The sequence below is a fragment of the Streptomyces cinnamoneus genome (genome assembly GCF_002939475.1).
In the GTDB taxonomy this organism is placed as follows: Bacteria; Actinomycetota; Actinomycetes; order Streptomycetales; family Streptomycetaceae; genus Streptomyces; species Streptomyces cinnamoneus_A.
Genome location: NZ_PKFQ01000001.1, coordinates 3,819,749 through 3,841,044, shown reverse-complemented (window position 1 = coordinate 3,841,044; position 21,296 = coordinate 3,819,749). Strand labels below are relative to the sequence as shown.

21 protein-coding genes are annotated in these 21,296 nt (G+C 71.4%); 5 read left to right on the top strand and 16 right to left on the bottom strand.

Annotated features, from left to right (window positions below; all coding sequences use genetic code 11):
- Positions 1-71: 71 nt before the first annotated feature.
- The gene (locus CYQ11_RS29575) at positions 72-395 is read right to left on the bottom strand and encodes a hypothetical protein (protein ID WP_181143683.1); all 324 of its coding nucleotides are present in this window, start codon (positions 393-395) and stop codon (positions 72-74) included.
- 100 nt (positions 396-495) lie between these two features.
- On the opposite strand from CYQ11_RS29575, the gene CYQ11_RS16825 reads away from it, so the two are divergent.
- On the top strand, positions 496-1,614 hold the full coding sequence (locus CYQ11_RS16825) for a DUF5937 family protein (protein ID WP_099199749.1): 1,119 nt from the start codon (positions 496-498) through the stop codon (positions 1,612-1,614).
- A 47-nt stretch (positions 1,615-1,661) separates the two neighbouring features.
- Here CYQ11_RS16825 and CYQ11_RS16820 read toward each other — a convergent pair whose 3' ends face one another.
- Positions 1,662-2,342 carry a response regulator gene (locus CYQ11_RS16820; RefSeq protein ID WP_099199750.1) on the bottom strand — a complete coding sequence of 227 codons (681 nt, stop codon included), beginning with the start codon at positions 2,340-2,342 and terminating at the stop codon, positions 1,662-1,664.
- A gap of 76 nt (positions 2,343-2,418) precedes the next feature.
- Positions 2,419-3,615: a sensor histidine kinase gene (locus tag CYQ11_RS16815; RefSeq protein WP_099199751.1), complete on the bottom strand. Its 1,197-nt coding sequence runs from the start codon at positions 3,613-3,615 to the stop codon at positions 2,419-2,421.
- Positions 3,616-3,755: 140 nt separating this feature from the next.
- On the opposite strand from CYQ11_RS16815, the gene CYQ11_RS16810 reads away from it, so the two are divergent.
- A complete protein-coding gene (locus CYQ11_RS16810; RefSeq protein WP_099199752.1) occupies positions 3,756-4,805 on the top strand; it encodes an SAM-dependent methyltransferase in 1,050 nt (349 codons plus the stop codon).
- Positions 4,806-4,817: 12 nt separating this feature from the next.
- Complete coding sequence (locus CYQ11_RS16805) at positions 4,818-5,960, top strand: NADH-quinone oxidoreductase subunit D (protein WP_104650999.1); 1,143 nt, start codon at positions 4,818-4,820, stop codon at positions 5,958-5,960.
- 84 nt (positions 5,961-6,044) lie between these two features.
- Here the strand turns inward: CYQ11_RS16805 and CYQ11_RS16800 are convergent, their stop codons facing one another.
- The 4 genes from CYQ11_RS16800 to CYQ11_RS16785 form a co-directional block, all read right to left on the bottom strand.
- Positions 6,045-7,019 (bottom strand): hypothetical protein, encoded by a 975-nt coding sequence (locus CYQ11_RS16800; RefSeq protein ID WP_104650998.1) that lies wholly within the window; start codon positions 7,017-7,019, stop codon positions 6,045-6,047.
- Positions 7,020-7,099: 80 nt separating this feature from the next.
- The gene (locus CYQ11_RS16795; RefSeq protein ID WP_099200183.1) at positions 7,100-8,077 is read right to left on the bottom strand and encodes an ABC transporter substrate-binding protein; all 978 of its coding nucleotides are present in this window, start codon (positions 8,075-8,077) and stop codon (positions 7,100-7,102) included.
- 75 nt (positions 8,078-8,152) lie between these two features.
- Positions 8,153-8,857: an ABC transporter permease gene (locus tag CYQ11_RS16790; protein ID WP_099199753.1), complete on the bottom strand. Its 705-nt coding sequence runs from the start codon at positions 8,855-8,857 to the stop codon at positions 8,153-8,155.
- Positions 8,857-9,576, bottom strand: a complete 720-nt coding sequence (locus tag CYQ11_RS16785) for an ABC transporter permease (protein WP_099199754.1) — start codon at positions 9,574-9,576, stop codon at positions 8,857-8,859. Before CYQ11_RS16785 ends, CYQ11_RS16790 begins: the two co-directional genes overlap by 1 nt.
- 132 nt (positions 9,577-9,708) lie before the next feature.
- On the opposite strand from CYQ11_RS16785, the gene CYQ11_RS16780 reads away from it, so the two are divergent.
- Positions 9,709-10,887 (top strand): ABC transporter ATP-binding protein, encoded by a 1,179-nt coding sequence (locus tag CYQ11_RS16780; RefSeq protein WP_099199755.1) that lies wholly within the window; start codon positions 9,709-9,711, stop codon positions 10,885-10,887.
- Between the two features lie 34 nt (positions 10,888-10,921).
- On the opposite strand, the gene CYQ11_RS16775 is transcribed toward CYQ11_RS16780, so the two are convergent.
- The 6 genes from CYQ11_RS16775 to CYQ11_RS16750 form a co-directional block, all read right to left on the bottom strand.
- The gene (locus CYQ11_RS16775) at positions 10,922-11,413 is read right to left on the bottom strand and encodes a DUF3180 domain-containing protein (protein WP_099199756.1); all 492 of its coding nucleotides are present in this window, start codon (positions 11,411-11,413) and stop codon (positions 10,922-10,924) included.
- A gap of 50 nt (positions 11,414-11,463) precedes the next feature.
- The gene (folK, locus tag CYQ11_RS16770) at positions 11,464-12,057 is read right to left on the bottom strand and encodes a 2-amino-4-hydroxy-6-hydroxymethyldihydropteridine diphosphokinase (protein WP_099199757.1); all 594 of its coding nucleotides are present in this window, start codon (positions 12,055-12,057) and stop codon (positions 11,464-11,466) included.
- Complete coding sequence (gene folB / locus CYQ11_RS16765) at positions 12,054-12,413, bottom strand: dihydroneopterin aldolase (protein ID WP_099199758.1); 360 nt, start codon at positions 12,411-12,413, stop codon at positions 12,054-12,056. Before folB ends, folK begins: the two co-directional genes overlap by 4 nt.
- A 285-nt stretch (positions 12,414-12,698) precedes the next feature.
- A complete protein-coding gene (locus CYQ11_RS16760) occupies positions 12,699-13,169 on the bottom strand; it encodes a nuclear transport factor 2 family protein (RefSeq protein ID WP_099199759.1) in 471 nt (156 codons plus the stop codon).
- The gene (gene folP / locus CYQ11_RS16755; protein WP_099199760.1) at positions 13,166-14,050 is read right to left on the bottom strand and encodes a dihydropteroate synthase; all 885 of its coding nucleotides are present in this window, start codon (positions 14,048-14,050) and stop codon (positions 13,166-13,168) included. The genes CYQ11_RS16760 and folP overlap by 4 nt, the downstream gene beginning before the upstream one ends.
- Before the next feature lie 146 nt (positions 14,051-14,196).
- Positions 14,197-16,056, bottom strand: coding sequence for a phosphatidylglycerol lysyltransferase domain-containing protein (locus tag CYQ11_RS16750; RefSeq protein ID WP_099199761.1), 1,860 nt, complete (start codon positions 16,054-16,056; stop codon positions 14,197-14,199).
- A gap of 169 nt (positions 16,057-16,225) precedes the next feature.
- Between CYQ11_RS16750 and CYQ11_RS16745 the strand changes: the two genes are divergently transcribed.
- Positions 16,226-17,335 (top strand): alpha/beta hydrolase, encoded by a 1,110-nt coding sequence (locus tag CYQ11_RS16745; protein WP_099199762.1) that lies wholly within the window; start codon positions 16,226-16,228, stop codon positions 17,333-17,335.
- Positions 17,336-17,611: 276 nt separating this feature from the next.
- Here the strand turns inward: CYQ11_RS16745 and folE are convergent, their stop codons facing one another.
- The 3 genes from folE to hpt all read right to left on the bottom strand — a co-directional run bounded on the left by folE (position 17,612) and on the right by hpt (position 21,236).
- A complete protein-coding gene (gene folE / locus CYQ11_RS16740) occupies positions 17,612-18,217 on the bottom strand; it encodes a GTP cyclohydrolase I FolE (protein WP_099199763.1) in 606 nt (201 codons plus the stop codon).
- 186 nt (positions 18,218-18,403) lie between these two features.
- Positions 18,404-20,419, bottom strand: a complete 2,016-nt coding sequence (gene ftsH, locus CYQ11_RS16735) for an ATP-dependent zinc metalloprotease FtsH (protein ID WP_099199764.1) — start codon at positions 20,417-20,419, stop codon at positions 18,404-18,406.
- A gap of 277 nt (positions 20,420-20,696) precedes the next feature.
- Entirely contained in the window at positions 20,697-21,236 is a 540-nt protein-coding gene (hpt, locus tag CYQ11_RS16730) for a hypoxanthine phosphoribosyltransferase (protein WP_004940393.1), read from the bottom strand.
- Between the last annotated feature and the right edge of the window lie 60 nt (positions 21,237-21,296).

The window sequence follows — 21,296 nt, the reverse complement described above, 5'->3', positions numbered from 1 at the left end:
GGGTGGGCCGTCCCCCGGCTGTGGACGGCTCGGGCCGCGTTCTGGTGGCCGCCTTGTGGACGACCGGCGGCTCAGCGCCCGGCCGGGCGGGCGCAGTCTTCGGGCGTGCGGTCGGCGAGGAGCCGGGCCGGGGAGCGGAGCTCGGGCCGGAGCGGCGCCTGCGGGGCGGCGGCCTCGGGGGTGGCGGCCCCGACAGTGGTGCGGAACGGGCGGAAGAGTGCCGCCCAGCGGGCGCGGCGGTGCGCGGCCCGCTCGTCGACGACCGCCTGGAACCGGCGCCAGGTGCGGAACTCCCGTACGACCTGCCGCTCGGCGGTGCCCGGCGCGGGCGGAGCCGGCTCCTGGTGCTGGGCGGCGCGGTAGAGGTCGAGCATGTGCTGCTGAGTGGCGTTCATGTGCTCCACGGTGCTGTGCACTTCGGCCCGCTGGCGCGTGGATTGACGATGACCGTCAAATGACGTCCCCGGCCTGCGAAAAGAAAGGCACGATGACCACATGAGCGTGACGATCGACATCGCAGGGCTGCCGCCCGAGCGCCTGGTGTTCCGCCCCTCCCCCCTGCTGGAGCTGTGCACCGCGCTGCACGCCCTGGCCGAACCGGGGCACCACCCCGGCCTGCACGGCTGGACCACCGCGACGAGCTCGGCCCTCAAGCCCGAGCTCGCGGACCGGCTGTGCGAGGCGGACTTCCTGTGGACGTCCACGTTCTCCGACATCGCGCTGCCGTTCGCGGCGCTGCCCGACACCCAGGGCCAGCCGGGCGCCACGCTCGCCGAGGACCTGGACATGCTGGACCGGCTGAGCGACGAGCTGTTCGTCGACGCCGCCATGGAGATCTCCTGCACGAGCCGCTACGGCAGCGGCGCCCCGTCGCCCCTCGTCGACGCCGAGGCCCGGGAGCAGGCACTCGAACGGGCCACGGCGCGCGGCCCCCGCCCGCTGTCGTTCGCCAAGCGGCTGCTGGACGACCCGCCCGCCGTACGGGCCTGGATGCGCCGCCTGTTCGAGGACTGCGCGGAGGCGTTCTTCCACGACATCTGGCAGCGTGTGCGCGTCCAGCTCGCCGCCGACGCCCGGCACAAGACCGAGGTGCTGCGGCACAAGGGCCTGGCCGAGGCGCTGGCCGAGGTGTCGTCCGCCGTGACGCTGGCGGACGACGGGTCCCGCATCCACGTCGACAAGCTCGGCAGCGGCCGGACGACCGCACTCGACCCGGCGGTCGGCCCGGGCGTCACGTTCGTCCCGTCCTCGTTCGGCTGGCCCCACCTGTGGGTGCTGCACGCCCGCAGCTGGCGCCCCGTCGTCCACTACCCCGTCGCCGCCCCCGAGCTGCCCGGACCCCGCTCCCTCGACCTGCTGACGCTGCGCCTGGAGGCCCTGTCCCACCCGATGCGCATCCGCATGTGCCGCTACCTGGCGCGGGCGTCCTACACCACCGGCGAGCTGGCGGCCGCGCACGACATCAGCGCGCCCGAGGTGTCCCGGCACATCGCGGTCATGAAGAAGGCCGGCCTGGTCACCACGCGCCGGCGCGGCCGGTACGTCATGCACCAGCTGGACGTGACCGTGGTGGCCCGGCTCGGCAGCGACTTCCTGGAGGGCGTGCTGCGCTGAGCCACGGCTCGTCCGCAGGGGCCGCCGGTCCACCGGACAGAGGGGGGCTAGCGCATCGGCCCGCCGCCGCCGGCGCGCACGAGGCCGCTCTCGTAGGCCATCACCACCACCTGCACCCGGTCCCGCAGCCCCAGCTTGGTGAGGATCCGCCCCACGTGGGTCTTCACCGTCGCCTCCGACAGCACCAGCCGTGCCGCGATCTCGCCGTTCGACAGCCCCTGGGCGACCAGCAGCATCACCTCGCGCTCCCGTTCGGTGAGCCGGCCCAGCTCCGCGCTGGTCGGCTCGTTCCCGGCGCTCGGCAGCATCGGCGTGAAGCGGTCCAGCAGCCGTCGCGTGGTGCTGGGGGCCACCACCGCGTCGCCGCTGTGCACGGACCTGATCGCGCCCAGCAGCTCGGCCGGCGGCACGTCCTTGAGCATGAAGCCGCTGGCCCCGACCTTGAGCGCGGAGAAGGCGTACTCGTCGAGGTCGAACGTGGTCAGGATCAGCACCTTCGGCGGATCGTCCTGGGCGCAGATGCGGCGCGTCGCCTCCACGCCGTCCAGCCGGGGCATGCGGACGTCCATCAGGACGACGTCCACGGCGGTGCCGGCCAGCACCTCCAGCGCCTCGGCGCCGTCCCCCGCCTCGGCGACGACCTCCATGTCGGGCTGGGCGGCCAGCACCATGCGGAAGCCGGTGCGCAGCAGCACCTGGTCGTCGACGAGCATCACGCGGATCGCCATGCGGGGGTCCCTCTCGAGTTTCGGGTCGGGTCGGTCGGAGTGAGGTGGGGAGGCGGGGGATGCGGACCGGCGCGCGTCAGCGGCCACCGGGCTTGATCGGCAGCAGCGCGCTGATCCGGAACCCGCCGCCGGGCCGCGGCCCCGCGTCCAGGGTGCCCCCCACCATGCCGACGCGCTCGCGCATCCCGATCATGCCGTGCCCCATGCCGTCCGCGCCTCCCGACTCGTACAGCTCGTGCTGCGCGCCCCGGCCGTCGTCCTCGACGAGCAGCCCCAGGCCGTCGTCGAAATAGGTGAGCCGCACGCTGGCGCCCACGTCCGGACCGCCGTGCTTGCGGGTGTTGGTCAGCGCCTCCTGCACGATGCGGTAGGCGGTCAGCTCCACGCCGCTCGGCAGCGGCCGCGGCGCGCCCTCGACCTGGAAGTCCACCGGCAGTCCCGCGCCGCGCACCTGCTCGACCAGCTCGCCGATCTGCTCGACGTCGGGCTGTGGGACGTAACTGCCGCCCTCGCCGCCCTCCTCGGTGCGCAGCACGCCCAGCAGGCGGCGCATCTCGGCCAGGGCCTGCCGGCCGGTGCCGGAGATCGTCTCCAGCGCCTGCTTGGCCTGCTCGGGCGAAGCGTCCAGGACGTAGGCGGCACCGTCCGCCTGCACCACCATCACCGACACGTTGTGCGCGACGACGTCGTGCAGCTCGCGGGCGATGCGCGCCCGCTCGGCCGTGACCGCGATCTGCGCCTGCTGCTCGCGCTCCTTCTCCAGCCGCCGGGCCTTCTCCTCCAGCTGGGCCCAGTAGGCGCGGCGGGTGCGCACCGAGTCGCCGAGCACCCAGGCCAGGACGAAGGGAACGGTGACGAAGGCCGTCGCGACGATGGCCTGCCCCACGCTCTGGTGGCCGTCCGGCCAGCGCAGGCTCGCGATCGCCGGTGCGGCCAGGCCGCCCACCAGCGCGTACCGGGAGGCCCAGCGGGTGCCGCCGGACGCCACGGTGTAGATGATCACGAGCATGGCGAAGTCCGCGACGTTCGCGCTGATGTCGCACGCCAGCTGCACCAGCCCGGCCGCCGTCGCCAGCAGCAGCATCTTCTCCGGGAAGCGCCGGCGCAGGGCGATCACCAAGCACAGCGTGAGCGTGGTCAGCACGAGCACGGCCCTCGACCCCGACCCCGCGCCCTCGGCGATGGACAGCCCGCTGATGCCCAGCAGCAGGAGGGCCCAGAAGCTGTCCACACCCGTGGGGTGTCTGCGGAGGAAGTCGTAGAGGCGCTGCACGTCACCCAGCGTAGGCACGCCGAGTCCCCGCCGGGGTCAGCCCGGCGATCGATCCGACCGCTTCTCGTCTACTCCCCAAGGTGGAGGCGGGGCCGGGCGCCGCCCGGCCCGACCCGGGGCGTCCGGCATACCGTGTCCGTATGGCAAGCGGAACGAGAACCTGGCGGGAGGCGGCGCAGGCCGCCCTGTACGGACCCGACGGCTTCTACCGCCGCCCTGAGGGCCCCGCCGGTCACTTCCGTACGTCCGTCCACGCCTCGCCCCTCTACGCCAGGGCCGTGGCGGACCTGCTGTGCCGCGTGGACGCCGCCCTCGGGCACCCGGCGGAGCTGGCGTTCACCGATATGGGTGCGGGGCGCGGGGAACTGGTCACCGGGGTGCTGGCGCACTGCCCCGCGGAGTTGACGGAACGGCTGCGTCCGTACGCCGTGGAGATCGCCGCCCGGCCGGCCGGGCTCGATCCCCGGGTGATCTGGCTGGACACCCCGCCCGACGGGGTCACCGGCCTGTTCTTCGCCAACGAGTGGCTGGACAACGTCCCCCTCGACGTCGCGGAGGCGGACGGCGACGGCACCGCCCGCCAGGTGCTCGTGCGACCGGACGGCGAGGAGCTGCTGGGTGACCCGGTGGCCGGCGAGGACGCCGCGTGGCTGGCCGGCTGGTGGCCGCTGGAGGGAGCGCCCCCCGGCTCCCGCGCCGAGATCGGCCGGCCGCGCGACGCCGCGTGGGCCGGGGCCGTCGCGGGACTGCGGGCCGGACTGGCCGTGGCGGTGGACTACGCGCACGCGCGCGCGTCCCGTCCGCCCATGGGCACCCTCACGGGCTTCCGCGACGGCCGTGAGGTGCGGCCCGTACCGGACGGCTCCTGCGACATCACCGCCCACGTCGCCCTGGACGCCTGCGCGGCGGCGGGCGCGGACCACGGCCCGGCCGGCTCACTGATCAGCCAGCGCGAGGCCCTCCGCGCCCTCGGCGTGGACGGCGGCCGCCCGCCACTCTCGCTCGCCTCGACCGACCCCGTGGCCTACGTACGGGCGCTGGGCCGGGCCGGCGAGGCCGCCGAGCTGACGGCCCCCGGCGGGCTCGGCGGCTTCGGCTGGCTGCTCCAGCCCGTGGGCGCGGCCTGCGCGGACCTGGTGGCGGACGGCCCTGCCGGGCCGCCCTCGGAAGGCCGGGACCCGGAAGGCTGAGAAACTGTTCCCATGACGGAGACGACAGTCGGCATCGGCGGTGCGGCGGAGAGCACGGACATGGTGCTCAACATCGGGCCTCAGCACCCGTCCACCCACGGTGTGCTGCGGCTGCGCCTCGTTCTGGACGGCGAGCGGGTCACCGAGGCCGAGCCGGTCATCGGGTACATGCACCGGGGCGCGGAGAAGCTGTTCGAGGCCCGCGACTACCGGCAGATCATCATGCTCGCCAACCGCCACGACTGGCTGTCGGCGTTCTCCAACGAGCTGGGCGTCGTCATCGCCGTCGAGCGGATGCTGGGCATGGAGGTGCCCGAGCGCGCGGTGTGGACCCGCACGCTGCTGGCCGAGCTCAACCGGGTCCTCAACCACCTCATGTTCCTCGGCTCGTACCCCCTGGAGCTCGGCGGCATCACCCCCGTCTTCCACGCCTTCCACGAGCGGGAGGAGCTGCAGACGGTCATGGAGGAGGTCTCCGGCGGCCGGATGCACTACATGTTCAACCGCGTCGGCGGCCTCAAGGAGGACCTCCCGGCCGGCTGGCTCGGCCGGGCCCGGCACGCGGTCGCCGAGGTCCGCTCGCGGATGGACGTCTACGACCGGCTCGTGCTCGGCAACGAGATCTTCCGCGGCCGTACGCGCGGCGTCGGCGTCCTGTCCCCGGAGGCCGTGCACGCCTACGGCGTGAGCGGCCCGATCGCCCGCGCGTCCGGCGTGGACTTCGACCTGCGGCGCGACGAGCCGTACCTGGCGTACGGCGAGCTGGGCGACGTCCTGAAGGTCGTCACGCGCGAGGAGGGCGACTGCCTGGCCCGCTTCGAGTGCCTCCTGGAGCAGACCCACAACGCGCTGGACCTGGCGGACGCCTGCCTGGACCGGATGGCCGAGCTGCCGCCCGGCCCGATCAACCAGCGCCTGCCCAAGGTCCTCAAGGCCCCCGAGGGCGCGACCTACGTCTGGACCGAGAACCCGCTGGGCCTCAACGGCTACTACCTGGTCTCGAAGGGCGACAAGACGCCCTACCGCCTCAAGCTGCGCTCGGCTTCCTTCAACAACATCCAGGCCCTGACCGAACTCCTGCCGGGCACGCTGGTGGCCGACATGGTCGCGATCCTGGGCTCGCTGTTCTTCGTCGTGGGCGACATCGACAAATAACCGGCGGACGGGGGCGGACCGCCCCCGGACACGGCGAAGGGGCGGGGAGGGGAAAGCCCCTCACCCGCCCCTTCCGCACACGCTCTAGGAGATCGCGCTGCGCAGCTCCACGACGTCGATCTGCTCGGTCTCGTCGTGCGCCGTCAGGTCGATGACCTCGCCGTCGCTCTCGTCCTCGACCTCGACCGCGCTCCCGGCGTCCGCGCCCGCTTCCGCGAGCGCCTCCTCGCCGACGACGTCCGCGAGGTCCTGCTCCTCGACCGGCCGGGCCGCCGGCAGAGCGGCGACCGGCTTCTTCCCGTTCGCCTGCGCGCTGTTGCCGAAGAAGTCGAAGCCCCCCTGCGTGCGGACCGTGGGGCGCCGGGCCACGGGAACGTCGGACGGCAGAGGAGAGACCGGGGCGGCGGGGGCCGCGGCGGCCCCGTCCTCCGCGCGCCGCGTCGCGGCCTTGCGCTCCAGGCCCTTCAGCGCCTCGGCCGCCTTGCGGTAGGCGGCGGCGTCGAGGGACGTCTCGGAGCGCGGGCCGGAAGCCGGCCCGGCGGCTTCCAGGGCCTTGGGGACCGGGGCCTTGTCCCCGCCCCCGGGACCCTTGCCCCCGTCCTTGGGCGCGCCCTTCTCCAGAAGTCGCCGGCCCTCCAGCGCGCTCGCGCGCTCGGTCTCGGCCGTGGCGTAACGCCGCAGGAGGTCGGCGTGCTCCGTGCGCAGCCGTGCCAGCTCCGCGCGCTTCGCCCGCAGCTTGCCTTCGAGCCGGCCGCGCTGCAGACGCGTCTCCTCGAGGTCCGTCTCCAGCTCCGCTATGCGCTCGTCGGTCTTCCACTCGTCGCGCGTACGGGCGGCGCTGAGCTGGGCGACGCGCTTGCCGGCGGCACGGTCCCAGCGGCGCATCAGCACCGAGCCGACGACGGTGGCCGCCGAGGCGGCCACGGCGAGGCTGCGGATCACGGCGGTTTCGCCGACCGCCAAAGTGCCCGCGGCGCAGACGACCGAAGTCGCGGCGACCGCAAGCGGGGGAAGAAGCCGGTGCAGGGGTGCGGAATGGCGGTGGCGTCCTCGTGGCATGGCCTGAAACTTACCGTGCGTTGCCGCAGGAGTGTGACCCCACCACCAAACTCTTCCCTTGATCTTACTTCTCCCCTACTTCACCGCTTCCCCACAAGCCTCTTCTGCTTGAGGTAGCGGGCGGCGACATCGGCGGGCTTGAGCCGCTCCGCGTCGACCTTCTTGTTGAGTTCGGTGAGATCCGCCGTGGTCAACACCCTGTTGAGCTTGCCGAGGGCATAGGCGATCTCCTCCGTGCCGGCCTTCTTCGCATTCACCACCGGCAGGACGTTGTCGGAGTTCTGAAGGTCCTTGTCGTCCTTGAGCAGCACCAGCCCGAACTGTTCGAGGGTGGCGTCCGTCGTGGTGGTCAGCAGCAGCTGGTCCTTGCCGTCCTTGACCGCCTGCTTCGCCTGCGGGCTGCCGACCTCCAGCGGGTCGAGGCCGGTGACGTCGATGCCGTACGTCTTCTCCAGGCCGGGGCGGCAGAAGGGGCGCTGCGAACATTCGTCGCCCGCCGCGAGCTTCACCCCCACCTTCGACTTTCCCAGGTCGGAAAGGGTCTTGAGCTGGTGTTCCGTCGCGAAGTCGGAGGTCACGGCGAAGGCGTTCTGATCGACCGCCCGGCCGGGGTCGAGGACCTTCAGACCGCGCGGCTCGGCCAGTTTCCGAAGGGCCTTGACGGTGGTGTCGGCATCGGCCGACGCGACGGGCGGGGCGTCCTTCCCGTTCTGGTGCTTGTTCAGGAATTCGGCGAGCGTCGCCGCGTACTCGGGAACGACATCGATCTCGCCCCTCTCCATCGCCGGTTCATACAGTTCCCGCGCGTCGACGGTCTTGATCGACGTGGAATATCCGGCGTCCCGCAGCAGGGCCGCGTATATCTCCGCCAGCACCTTGGACTCGGTGAACGACGCCGACCCGACGACCAGCGAGCCCTTGCCGCCACCGTCGGCGCGCCCGCCGGACTTCTCCAGGCTGTCGCCGCCGCACGCGCTGAGGCCCGCCGTCAAGACACCGACGCCGGCCACCGCCAGCAGGGCGCGGGGGGTGCGCGCTCGGCGCGTGCTGCGGGTCATGCGGTTCTCCATCCAGTCGGACGCACGAGGTCGTGCGGTGTACGTGCCGAGGGGCCGGGCCTGCGGCCCCACCCCTCAGGCCGGCGCCGTGCCCGGGGCGGCGGCCGCCTTGGGCCGCGGCCGGCGCATCGGGTCGAGCAGCCGTTGCAGCAGGACGAACGCGCCCTCGACCAGCAGCGCGAGCCCGGCCACCAGCAGGGCACCGGACACCACCTGCGCGGTGTCGGTCAGCCGGAAGCCGGCCGTGATGATCCGGCCGAGGCCGCCCCCGCCGGCGAGCGCGGCGAGCGTGGTGGTGGCCACCACCTGGACGGCGGCGGACCGGACACCCGTGACGATCAGGGGGAAGGCCAGCGGAAGCTCCACCCGGGCGATCACCTGACCGCCCGTCATGCCCATGCCCCGGGCCGCCTCGATCATGTCCCGGTCGACCTCGCGCATGCCGACATAGGCGTTGGTCAGCAGCGGGGGTATCGCGAAGAGCACCAGCGCGATGACGGTGGGCCAGGAGCCATGCGTGCCCAGCGGGCTGAGCAGGAGCAGCACCAGCACCGCGAAGGTCGGCACCGCCCGCCCCACGTTGGAGATGTTCACCGCGAGGGCGCCGCCCTTGCCCACGTGCCCGAGGAGCACGGCGACGGGCAACGCGATCGCACAGGAGATGAGCAGGCAGACGGCGGTCAGGAACAGGTGCTCGCCGAGCCGGTGCCACACGCCGTCGGTGCCGGACCAGTGGGCGCCGGTGGTGAGCCAGTCCCAGGTGCGCTCGATGACTCCCATCAGGCGGCCACCGCCTTCTCCACGACCACGCGACCGCGCTTCCCCGCGCGGCGCCTGGTCCGCGTCCACGGCGTCAGCAGCCGCTGCACGAGCAGCAGCGCCAGGTCGGCCAGGACGGCGAGCGCCACGCACAGCACGGACGCCGTGAGGACCTGCGCCTTGAAATAGCTGCGCATGCCGTCATACAGCAGATTGCCCAGGCCGCCGTAGCCGATGATGGCCCCGACCGTGGTGAGCGAGACGGTCGAGACCGTGGTGATGCGCAGACCGGCCATCACGGCCGGCAGGGCCAGGGGCAGTTCCACCCCGAAGAGGAGTCTCACCGGACCGTAGCCCATGCCGCGCGCGGCCTCGCGGGTCTCCTCCGGAACGGCGGCGAGGCCGGCCAGGATGTTCCGTACGAGGACCGTCAGCGAATACAGCACCAGGCCGGTCACCACGACCGCAGCCGACAGCCCGAAGACCGGGACCAGCAGGGAGAACATCGCCAGCGACGGCACCGTGTAGAGGACGGTGGTCGCGCCGAGGACCGGCCCCGCCACGACCTTCCATCTGCGGGCCACCAGCGCGAGGGGAAAGGCGACGAGCAGCCCGATGGCCACCGACGCGAGGGTGATGCCGATGTGCTGGAGCGTGGCGTCCGTGAGCTCCTGACTTCGCGTCCGGACGTACGCGCCGCAGATCCAGTCGTTGGTGATCAGGCAGTTCTGATGCGCCATCCGAGCCCTCACCTCCCCCTTGGCCTTCACGGTCGGTCACTGGCGACCCTAACCCCGCGCTCTGACATTCGCCTCCGGCCGCCATGGAACGGCAACATTGTTCGAGCGGAAGTACGGCCACAATGGGGAGCCATGATCCGATTCGAGCATGTGACCAAGCGGTACGCCGACGGCACGACGGCCGTGGACGACCTGTCCTTCGAGGTGGCCGAGGGTGAGCTGGTCACGCTCGTGGGGCCGTCCGGCTGTGGCAAGACCACCACGATGAAGATGGTCAACCGGCTGATCGAGCCGACCAGCGGCCGCATCCTGGTCGACGGCGAGGACATCGCCACCGTCGACCCCGTCCGGTTGCGGCGCCGCATCGGCTACGTGATCCAGCAGGTCGGCCTGTTCCCGCACAAGACGGTGCTGGAGAACACCGCGGCCGTGCCGCACCTGCTGGGCTGGCAGCGCAAGCGGGCGCGCGAGCGGGCGGCCGAGCTCCTCGACCTCGTCGGGCTCGACCCCTCCGTCTACGGCGACCGCTACCCCGACCAGCTCTCCGGTGGCCAGCGCCAGCGTGTCGGCGTGGCCCGGGCGCTCGCCGCCGACCCGCCCGTACTCCTGATGGACGAACCGTTCGGAGCCGTCGACCCGGTCGTGCGCGAGCACCTCCAGACGGAGTTCCTGCGCCTTCAGTCGCAGGTGCGCAAGACGGTGCTGTTCGTCACCCACGACATCGAGGAGGCCGTTCGACTGGGCGACCGGATCGCGGTCTACGGGAACGGCCGGATCGAACAGTTGGACGCCCCCGCGGCGGTGCTCGGTGCGCCCGCCACCCCCTACGTCGCCGACTTCGTCGGGGCCGACCGGGGCCTGAAGCGCCTGTCGGTGACGACCATCGAGGCCGGCGACCTCGAACAGCCTCCGGTCGTGCACCTCGACGACCGGCTGTCCGAGGCGGCCGAACGGCTCGACCTGGAGGGCGCGCGCTGGGCGGTGGTCCTGGACGACTCGGACCGCCTCCACGGATGGATCTCGGCCGAGGCCGCCCAGGCCGCCGCCGGAGCCGGCGCGGTACGGGTCCGCGACCGCGCCCGCCGCATGGACGCGTGGCTTCCGCTGGGTGCGTCGCTCAAGCAGGCGTTCAGCACGATGCTCCAGCACGACGCGGGCTGGATCGCCGTCCTGGACGGCGAGTCGGCGGACCACTTCCTGGGCGTGCTCACACCGGCGCGCCTGCACGAGGCGCTGCGGCGCTCGATCGAGGCGGACGCGCGGGGCCGCTCGCGCAGCGAGGCACAGGTGGAGACGGTGCCGGGCCTCTGAGGCCCCGACGAGGCGGGAAGGCCAGGCGGGAAGGCTAGGCGCGGGACGCCCCCGCGCCTCCGTCCTCGTCGTCGTCCTCCGGAAGCTTGCACACGCGCTCCATGAAGAACGCGGCCGCTACCACGCAGGCGGCCGCCAGCACCGACGCTCCCGTGTAGATCGCCTGGTCGCGGCGGGCCGGGGTGTCGAGGCCGTCGATGAGGAGGAAGACGCCGACGCCGCCGTACATGCCCGCCACGAGCGCGGCGACCAGCGCACTGGCCTGGCCGAAGACGACGGCGCGGGCCGCCAGCAGCGGGTCGACGCCCTTCGCGCCGGGCCGTCGCTCCCGCTGGGCGCGCAGCCGGGCCCGGAGCGAGAGGGCCGTCGCGAAGAGGACCACCGCGATGACGGCCAGCACGATGGGCGCCGCCACGGGCACGCTCGGCAGGGTGCCGAAGGAGTCCCACAGCCGGGCGGCCGCCCAGGCCAGCACTCCGGCCACGGCGAAGAGCCCGACCAGCACCCCGATCCGAAGTTGCTTCACCGAGCCGTCGCTCCTCGTCACTGGTGGTGGTTCGGTCGTAGGACCAACGCCTACTCGGGCAGCCGGAGTTCCAGGTCGGCGCGGGGCGCCACCGATTCCAGGCTGAGCCCGGCCAGCAGCTCGGCCACCGGGCCGTGCCCGGGGACCTCCGCCTCCGGGTCCACGTCGTACCACGGCACGAGCACGAAGGCGCGCTCGTGCGCGCGCGGGTGGGGCAGGGTCAGCGCCGGGTCGTCGGAGACGACGTCCTGATAGGCCACGATGTCGACGTCGAGGGTGCGCGGGCCCCAGCGCTCGTCGCGCACCCGCTCGAAGGCCTCCTCGATCGCGTGCCCGCGCTCCAGGAGCGAGTCCGGCGGCAGGGTGGTCTTCACGAGGACGACCGCGTTGAAATACGACGGCTGGGTGCCGGACTCGACGCCCCAGGGCTCGGTCTCGTAGACGGGCGACACGGCCTTGACCCGCAGGCCCGGCGTGTCCTCCAGCGCGTCGACCGCGCCCTGGAGGGTCTCCAGGCGGTTGCCCAGGTTGCTGCCGATCGAGATCACGGCTCGCTTGGGATTGCTCAGGGTCACGTCGGCGGCGTCCACCCGCTCCACCACGGAGGAGGGCACCGGCTGCACGGTCGGGTCGCTGCTGCTCATACTCGGCTCCGGGTGATAGTGATCGTCACGTCGTCGAACGGCACGGTGATCGGGGCGTCGGGCTTGTGCACGACCACCTCGACCTCCCGTACCGGATCGTGCTTGAGGCACTGCTCGGCGATCCGCTCGGCGAGCGTCTCGATGAGGTCGACCGGTTCGCCCTGGACGATGTCGACGACCTCCTCCGCCACGATGCCGTAGTGCACTGTCTTCGCGAGGTCGTCGTCGGCCGCGGCAGGCCGGGTGTCCAGGCTCAGCACCAGGTCCACGATGAAGGTCTGGCCTTCCTCGCGCTCCCGGGGGAACACCCCGTGGTGCCCACGAGCCTTCAAGCCGCGCAGCGCGACACGATCCACACGAATCACTCCAGCTGGTTGTCGGTACGGGCGTGCGCCGGCCGCGGCCCGCGCATCGCCCTTCCCTGCCTTCGGCCGGGTTGCCCGCCTTCGAATCTACCTGCGGACACCGACAGCGCCCGGCCGCGGGCCCGCGAGCGGCTCCCGCCGCGCGTACCCGAAGATCCTGTGCTGCACCCCTACCCAGGCGGCAAGCAGCTCGAACGAGTGGCCACTTGTCCTCACACTGACGTGTGGCCCGGACCTACCCTGCGGCACCGACCCCTTCCCGCGCCGTGACCACCGTCACGCCGTCGGCTCGGCGGAGTCGTCGTCCTCCTCGTCCTCGCGGCCCGCCAGGACCGGCGAGCCGTGGTGCGACCAGACCTTCCACTCGTCCCCGGACCGCCGGAAGACGTTCGTGGCCACGACCAGCTGGCCCACGAGCGGCCCCAGCTCGCCCTCGGTCTCGGCCGGGCCGCCGCTGAGGATGTTCTCCGTGCAGGTCACCAGGGCCGTGTCCCCGGCCACCGACACCTCGACGTCCGTCAGGAAGAACTGGATGTAGTCGGTGCTCGCCATGATCAGGGCGTACGAGCGCAGGACCTCGCTCCGGCCCCGCAGCACCGGCCAGCCGGGGTGCACGCACGAGACGTCGGTGCCGGGATCCTTGAGCCACAGCCGCTCCATGGCCGCCGTGTCGCCGCGCTCCATCGCCTCGTACAGGGCGGTGTTCGCCAGCTCCACCCGCTCGCTGTCCGTCCGGGCGGTGCTCACACCGCCCCCTCTGCGGCCGCCGCGCGCTCCACCGCCCGGACGACCCGGACCGCGTCCGCGCTCGGCCGGACCTCGTGCACCCGCACCGCCCAGGCGCCCTCGCGGGCCGCCAGCGCGGAGACGGCGGCCGTGGCCGCGTCCCGCTCACGGGCCGGCGGCGGGTCGCCGTCGGGGCCGGCCAGCACCCGGCCCAGGAACCGCTTGCGGGAGGCCGCCACCAGCATGGGAAGCCCCAGCTCCCGGCGGAACCGGCCCAGCCGGGCGACCAGCGCCAGGTCCTGCTCGGCGTTCTTGGCGAAGCCCAGACCGGGGTCGACCACGAGCCGCCGCGGGTCCACGCCCCCCGCGACCACCGCGTCCACGCGCTGCCGCAGCTCCCCGACGACCTCTCCGGCCACGTCGGGACCGTAGACCGCCCGGCTGTTCATGTCGGCGCTGAAGCCGCGCCAGTGCATCACCACGAACGGCACGCCGGCCGCCGCCACCACGGGCACCATCGCCGGGTCCGCGAGACCGCCGCTCACGTCGTTGACCAGCACCGCGCCCGCCTCGACCGCGGCCTCGGCGACCGAGGCGCGCATGGTGTCCACGGACACCACCACGCCCTCGCCCGCCAGCTCGCGGACCACCGGGACGACGCGGCGCAGCTCCTCGTCCTCGTCGACCCGCACCGCACCCGGACGGGTGGACTCCCCGCCCACGTCGACCAGGTCGGCGCCGGCGGCGGTGAGCTCCAGGCCCCGCTTCACCGCGAGGGCCGTGTCGAACCAGTGACCACCGTCGGAGAACGAATCGGGCGTGACGTTGACCACGCCCATCACCGCGCAGCGGTCCCACTCGGGCAGTCCGACCGGCCCGACGCGGCCGTTGAACGTACTCATACAGACCAGCCTAGGGCGTGCCGTGGACCCGGGACCCCCCGGCCGGAGGGCCATAAGAGGGTGACCGCGTCCACCCAGCCGAAAGGGCCCTCCCCGGACGGTGTCCGGGAAGGGCCTTCGTACGGCGGGTGCCGGCTGGCGGCGCGTCACGCGGCCCGCGTGACCTCGTTCTGCGCCGAGGCGCCGTTCTCGTCCTCGTCCTGCGCGAGCCGCTGCGGGTCGACCGGGCGGCGGCGCAGCAGGCGCGGCAGCTCCAGGAAGCCCTCCGCCTGCATCATCGCGAAGCCGATGCGGGGCAGGTCGCGGTTGTTGGGGAAGACCACGAAGCGCGGCTCCCAGCGCGGCCGGAACTTCTCGTTGAACTTGTACAGCGACTCGATCTGGAACCAGCGCGAGAGGAAGACCAGCACCGCGCGCTGGACGCGCACCACCGGGCCCGCGCCCAGCTTGCCGCCGCGCTCCAGGGCCGAGCGGAAGAACGCGAAGTTCAGCGACATGCGCTTGACCTTCAGCTCGGGCGCGGCCTGGAGGAAGGCCACGATCAGCAGCTCGTTCATGCCGGGGTCGGCGCTGCGGTCGCGGCGCATGAGCTCCAGGGAGCTGCCGTCCGGGCCCCACGGCACGTAGTGCTGCATGGCCTTGAGGTCGCCGAAGGGGCAGTCCTCGCCCTCCTCGGGGTCCTTGTGGGCGGTGGCGATGATGGCGTCCAGGTCCTTGGGGTCGCCGATGCGGCCCAGGGCCATGGAGAAGCCGCGCTCGTCCTCGGTGTCGCGCCAGGCGTTGGCGGCCTTCTGGACGGCCTCCAGCTCCTCGGGGCTCAGGTCGCCGACCCGGCGCACCTTGGTGCTGTAGCCGTTGCGCTCGATGCGCTTGACCATCTGGCGCACGTTTCGCATGGAGCGGCCGCTCAGGCTGAAGTCGGCCACGTCGACGATGGCCTCGTCGCCCATCTCCAGGGCGTCGAGCCCGGTCTCACGGGTCCACACCTCGCCGCCGGTCTCGCTGCACCCGGCGACGGCGGGCGTCCAGGAGTGCCGCTTGGCCAGCTCCATGAACTGCTCGATGGCGCCCGGCCACGCCTCGACGTCACCGATCGGGTCGCCACTGGCGAGCATCACGCCGGAGACGACGCGGTAGGAGACGGCGGCCTTGCCGGAGGGCGAGAAGACGACGCTCTTGTCGCGGCGCAGCGCGAAGTGACCCAGGGAGTCGCGGGCGCCGTGCTTGGCGAGCAGCTCGCGCAGCCGGTCCTCGTCCTGCTCGGTGAGGACAGGGGCCGGGTACGCCGGGCGGAACGCCAGGAAGGCGGTGGTCGCGACGGTCAGCAGGCCGAGGGCGCCCAGGGAGTAGCCGACGGTGTAGTCGACGTGGTCGGTGTAGCGGATCGAGCCCTCGAAGCCGAAGAGGCCCCAGATCACGTGCTCGATCTGCTCCAGCACCGGCGGGTCGCCGACCATCTGGTTGGCGTGGGAGCCGACGATCACCCAGCCGAGGCCGAAGCTGGCCCCGCCCATGACGATGAAGTTGGCCAGCGCCTTCCAGCGGCTGCGCGGGTCCGGCAGGGCCGCGAACGACTTCTTGTGCCGCAGCAGGTAGCCGAACAGCAGCAGGGAGAGAGCGCCGCCGATGTACGAGTGGCGGTAGATCAGCTGGGCGGCGGCGCCGATGGGCAGCAGGATCACGGCCGCCAGCCAGGCCTGCTGCTTGGCGCGCTTGAGGCCGTGGGCGAGCATCAGCAGCAGGATGCCGACGATGATCGAGCCGGCCGCGGCGAGCTGGGTCACGGAGCCGGGCAGCACCTCGGAGAGGGCGTGCACCCTGCTCCACCGGAACCGGGGAATGACCCCGGCCGCTATGTCCGCGAGACCGATGAGGGCCCCGACCGTGCCGACGACGGCGGGCACGCTTTCGGGCTTGGGGCCCTTGACGATACGCGCAAGCCCCGACAGCCACTTAGGTCCCGAAGGAACCTCGTCGGACTTTTTGCCATCTACCCTGACAGACATCTCTTCCCGTCGTCCTGTCGAGTGGGCCTGCGCCATGTGGCGGCAGCACCCGGACAATGTGCGCCCTCTAGGACGACGGTTTCGGGGTTGAGGTTCCGTGGGGGGCCGAGCCCGGAAAGAAGTAACCATTCCGCGACTCGGCGCCGGGTCGCTCGGCAGAAAGCACCTCATGGGTCTCACCAGCATGGCAGTCCTACTGCTGGCCATCGCGGCGGCGGTAGCACTCTTCGCATTGACCATTTGGCTCTGGCCCCGTCTGGGCAAGAAGAACGTCGGGTCCGTCCTCGCCCGAGTGGGCATGATGCTCGCCACACAGGTGTCCCTGTTCGCCGCGATCGGTCTGTGGGCGAACCAGTCCTTCGGCTTCTACGGCTCCTGGGCCGACCTCTTCGGTCAGGTCAAGGACGAGGGCGTGGTCGTCGACCACAGCGCCTCGGGCAAGCGGGTCCAGGTCGTCAAGACCCAGGCCGTGAAGGTGCCGCGCGGCAACGTGCCGCGGGTGGGCGGCAAGATCGAGAAGATCAACATCGCCGGCCCCGAGTCGAAGATCAACAGCCCGGCGTACGTCTACCTGCCGCCGGAGTACTTCCAGCCGGAGTACGCCAACCGCAAGTTCCCCGCGTCCGTCGCGCTGACCGGCTACCCCGGCACCGCCGAGGCCCTGGTGAAGGGTCTCGACTACCCGGTGCGGGCTCACAAGCTCGCCAAGCAGAAGAAGATGCAGCCCACCATCCTGGTGATGATGCGGCCGACGGTCGCCCCGCCGCGCGACACCGAATGCATCGACATACCCAACGGCCCCCAGACCGAGACCTTCTTCGTGAAGGACCTGCGCAAGGCCATCTCCCAGCAGTACCGCGTCGGCGACAAGGCCGCGAACTGGGGGATAATCGGCGACTCGACCGGCGGCTACTGCGCGCTCAAGTTCGCCATGCGGCACCCCGAGGCCTACGGCGCCGCAGCCTCGCTCTCCGGCTACTACAAGGCCCCGCAGGACGCCACCACGGGCAACCTCTTCGGCGGCAGCAAGCAGCTCGAGAACGAGAACGACCTGCTGTGGCGCCTGAAGAACAAGGACATGCCGCCCGTCTCCCTGCTGGTGACCAGCAGCAAGAAGGGCGAGCACAACTACAAGGACACGCTGAAGTTCATCGAGTCGGTCAAGGCTCCCGCCCGCGTCTCCTCGATCATCCTCGACACCGGCGGCCACAACTTCAACACCTGGCGCCGTGAACTGAACCCGACCCTCCAGTGGATGGGCAGCCGCCTCAGCGCCTAGGCACCTAAGGCGGTGTCCGATGGGTCGGTGCGGGTCCTGCGGTGTCCGCTGGGGGCACCTCCCAGCGGTAGCCGGGGGAGGAACGCACGGCGGAGCATCTGCCTCGGACCGGGCGTCCTCGGCTGATGCGACAACGCAGCGAGGTGCCGTGCCGGGCTCCGCAGGGCCCGTGCCGACCCATCGGACACCCCCTAGTACGTTCCCGGGCGGCACACCGCCGCCCGACTCCCGGGCCCGCCTTCGTGCGGGTCCTTTTCACGTCCCGGGGCCGGCGGCTCAGCGGGCCATGATCAGGCTCATCGCCTCGGCGCGGCTGGCGGGGTCGCGCAGCTGGCCCCGCACCGCGGAGGTCAGCGTCTTGGCTCCGGGCTTGCGGATGCCGCGCATGGACATGCACATGTGCTCGCACTCGACGACCACGATGACGCCGCGCGGCTCCAGGATCTCCATCAGGGAGTCCGCGATCTGCGTGGTGAGGCGCTCCTGCACCTGCGGGCGCCGCGCGAAGACGTCGACCAGCCGGGCCAGCTTGGACAGGCCGGTGATCTTGCCGGTGGTGGCGGGGATGTAGCCGACGTGCGCCACGCCGTGGAAGGGGACCAGGTGGTGCTCACAGGTGCTGTAGACCTCGATGTCCCGCACCAGCACCATCTCGTCGTGGCCGAGGTCGAACGTCGTGGTCAGCACGTCCTCCGGCTCCTGCCACAGGCCGGCGAATATCTCCCGGTAGGCACGGGCCACGCGGGCGGGCGTCTCCCTCAGGCCCTCCCGGTCCGGGTCCTCACCCACCGCTATCAGCAGCTCACGGACGGCGTTCTCGGCGCGCTTCTCGTCGAAAACACCGATGGATCGCTCGGCGTCCAGCGTCACCGGATCGGTCATGGGCTTGCCTCGTTCTCTCGGTTCTTTCGTACGGACTCGCGCCACGGCACCGGTGCCGCCACCGGGCGCGCATATGCGCGATGCCGCGCCCCCCAGGCTAGAACCTGGGTGACGCGGCATCCATTCCGGGCCCGGTGCGGCCCCCGGGACCGGCCCTCGCGGACCGGCCCTCGCGGACCGCGGGGATCAGCCCTCGGTGGTGCTGTTGGGGCTGTCCGCCGGCAGTTCGACCGAGTCGACGGCCGATGCGCCGTTGTTGCTCGGGGCGAGCTCCTTGGGGGACAGCACCGGCGGCCGGCTGGAGGGCGTACGCCGCGAGGAACCGGTCCAGGCCGGGCGGGCCGGACGCTTCACGACGTGCTTGAAGATCTCCGCGATCTCCTCCTTGTTCAGCGTCTCCTTCTCCAGGAGGGCCAGAACGAGGTTGTCGAGGATGTCGCGGTTCTCGACCAGGATCTCCCAGGCCTCGTTGTGCGCGGTCTCGATGAGCTTCTTGACCTCTTCGTCGACCAGCGCGGCGACCTCTTCGGAGTAGTCCCGCTGGTGCGACATCTCGCGGCCCAGGAAGGGCTCGGAGTTGTCGGAGCCGAACTTGATCGCGCCGAGGCGCTCGGTCATGCCGTACTGCGTGACCATCGCGCGGGCCGTGGCCGTGGCCTTCTCGATGTCGTTCGCCGCGCCCGTGGTCGGGTCGTGGAAGACGAGCTCCTCGGCGGCGCGGCCGCCCAGCATGTAGGCCAGCTGGTCGAGCATCTCGTTGCGCGTGGTGGAGTACTTGTCCTCGTCCGGCAGCACCATGGTGTAGCCGAGCGCACGGCCCCGGGACAGGATGGTGATCTTGTGGACCGGGTCGGAGTTCGGAGAGGCCGCCGCGACCAGGGCGTGACCGCCCTCGTGGTACGCGGTGATCTTCTTCTCCTTGTCGCTCATGATCCGGGTCCGCTTCTGCGGGCCGGCCACGACACGGTCGATCGCCTCGTCCAGCATGTGGTTGTCGATCAGCTTGCGGTCGCTGCGGGCCGTCAGCAGGGCGGCCTCGTTCAGGACGTTCGACAGATCGGCACCGGTGAAGCCGGGGGTGCGACGGGCGACGGCCGCGAGGTCGACGTCCGGGGCGACCGGCTTGCCCTTCTGGTGGACCTTGAGGATCTCCAGACGGCCCTGCATGTCCGGTCGGTCGACGGCGATCTGCCGGTCGAAGCGGCCGGGGCGCAGCAGCGCCGGGTCCAGGATGTCGGGCCGGTTGGTGGCGGCGATCAGGATGACGCCGCCCTTCACGTCGAAGCCGTCCATCTCGACGAGCAGCTGGTTCAGCGTCTGCTCGCGCTCGTCGTGACCACCGCCGAGGCCCGCACCGCGGTGCCGGCCGACGGCGTCGATCTCGTCGACGAAGACGATGGCCGGGGCGTTGGCCTTGGCCTGCTCGAACAGGTCGCGGACCCGGGAGGCACCCACACCGACGAACATCTCGACGAAGTCGGAGCCGGAGATCGAGTAGAACGGGACGCCCGCCTCGCCGGCGACGGCGCGCGCGAGCAGCGTCTTGCCCGTACCGGGCGGGCCATAGAGCAGCACGCCCTTGGGGATCTTGGCGCCGACGGCCTGGAACTTCGCGGGCTCCTGGAGGAACTCCTTGATCTCGTGGAGCTCCTCGACCGCCTCGTCGGACCCGGCCACGTCGGCGAAGGTCGTCTTGGGCGTGTCCTTGGTGATCAGCTTGGCCTTGGACTTCCCGAAGTTCATCACCCGGGAGCCGCCGCCCTGCATCTGATTCATCAGGAACAGGAAGACCACGACGATCAGGACGAAGGGCAGCAGCGAGAGCAGGACCCCGACGAAGGGGTTCTGCTTCGACGTCGCGATGTTGTAGCCGTCGGGCAGCGTCTTGGGGTCGTCATCGTCGGCCCGGGCCTGGAGATCCTTGGAGATCTCGACGCCCTGGTTGTCGATGTAGTTCGCCTGGACCTTGCTGCTGCCCTTGATCTTGACGCCGTTTTTGAGCTCGACCTTGATCTTGTTCTCATCGCCGGTCGTGAGCTCGGCGGACTTGACCTGGTTCTTGTCGATCGCGTTGACGACCTGGCTGGTGTCGACCGACTTGTACCCACCGGACGAGCCGACGACCTGCATCAACACGACCACGGCGAGGACGGCCAGCACGATCCACATGACCGGCCCACGGAAGTAGCGCTTCACGTCCATCCATACGGGGCGCGTGCGCCCCGTCCCTCCTGCCACAGTGAGGCACGGTCACCCCGGACGGGGTGCCTGTGCGTGCGGTGTCCTGCTCGACTTTGAAAAGTTTGAAAAAGACTTACCTTCGGACGGTACCCCAGCATTGTCACCCGATGCCGCCACGGACGGTCAACAAACCGCCCTCGCATGCTCCAACGGCGGGAAACACGACACGGTTCCCGCACGCCGGACGACAGGGCCGAAGGGCTCGCCCGAAAGGACACGGTCCGCAGGGACCGTCTGGTCAGCCGCCGTAGACGTGCGGCGCGAGCGTGCCCACGAAGGGCAGGTTGCGGTACTTCTCGGCGAAGTCGAGACCATAACCGACCACGAACTCGTTCGGAATGTCGAAACCCACCCACTTGACGTCGATGGCGACCTTCGCCGCCTCCGGCTTGCGCAGCAGCGTCACGACATTGAGCGACGCCGGCTCGCGCGAGCCGAGGTTCGACAGCAGCCAGGACAGGGTCAGGCCGGAGTCGATGATGTCCTCGACGATCAGGACGTGCTTGCCCTTGATGTCGGTGTCGAGGTCCTTGAGGATGCGGACCACGCCGGAGGACTGGGTGCCCGCGCCGTAGGAGGACACGGCCATCCAGTCCATGGTGACCGGGTTGGACAGGGCACGCGCCAGGTCCGCCATCACCATCACGGCGCCCTTGAGGACACCGACGATCAGCAGGTCCTTGCCCGCGTACTCCGCGTCGATCTTCGCGGCCAGCTCGGCCAGCTTCGCGTCGATCTCTTCCTTGGTGATGAGCACCGACTTCAGGTCGGTGCCCATGTCCTTCTCGTCCACCCGCGCCACTCTCGCTAGTTCACGACTCGTCCGGCCTGCGGGACC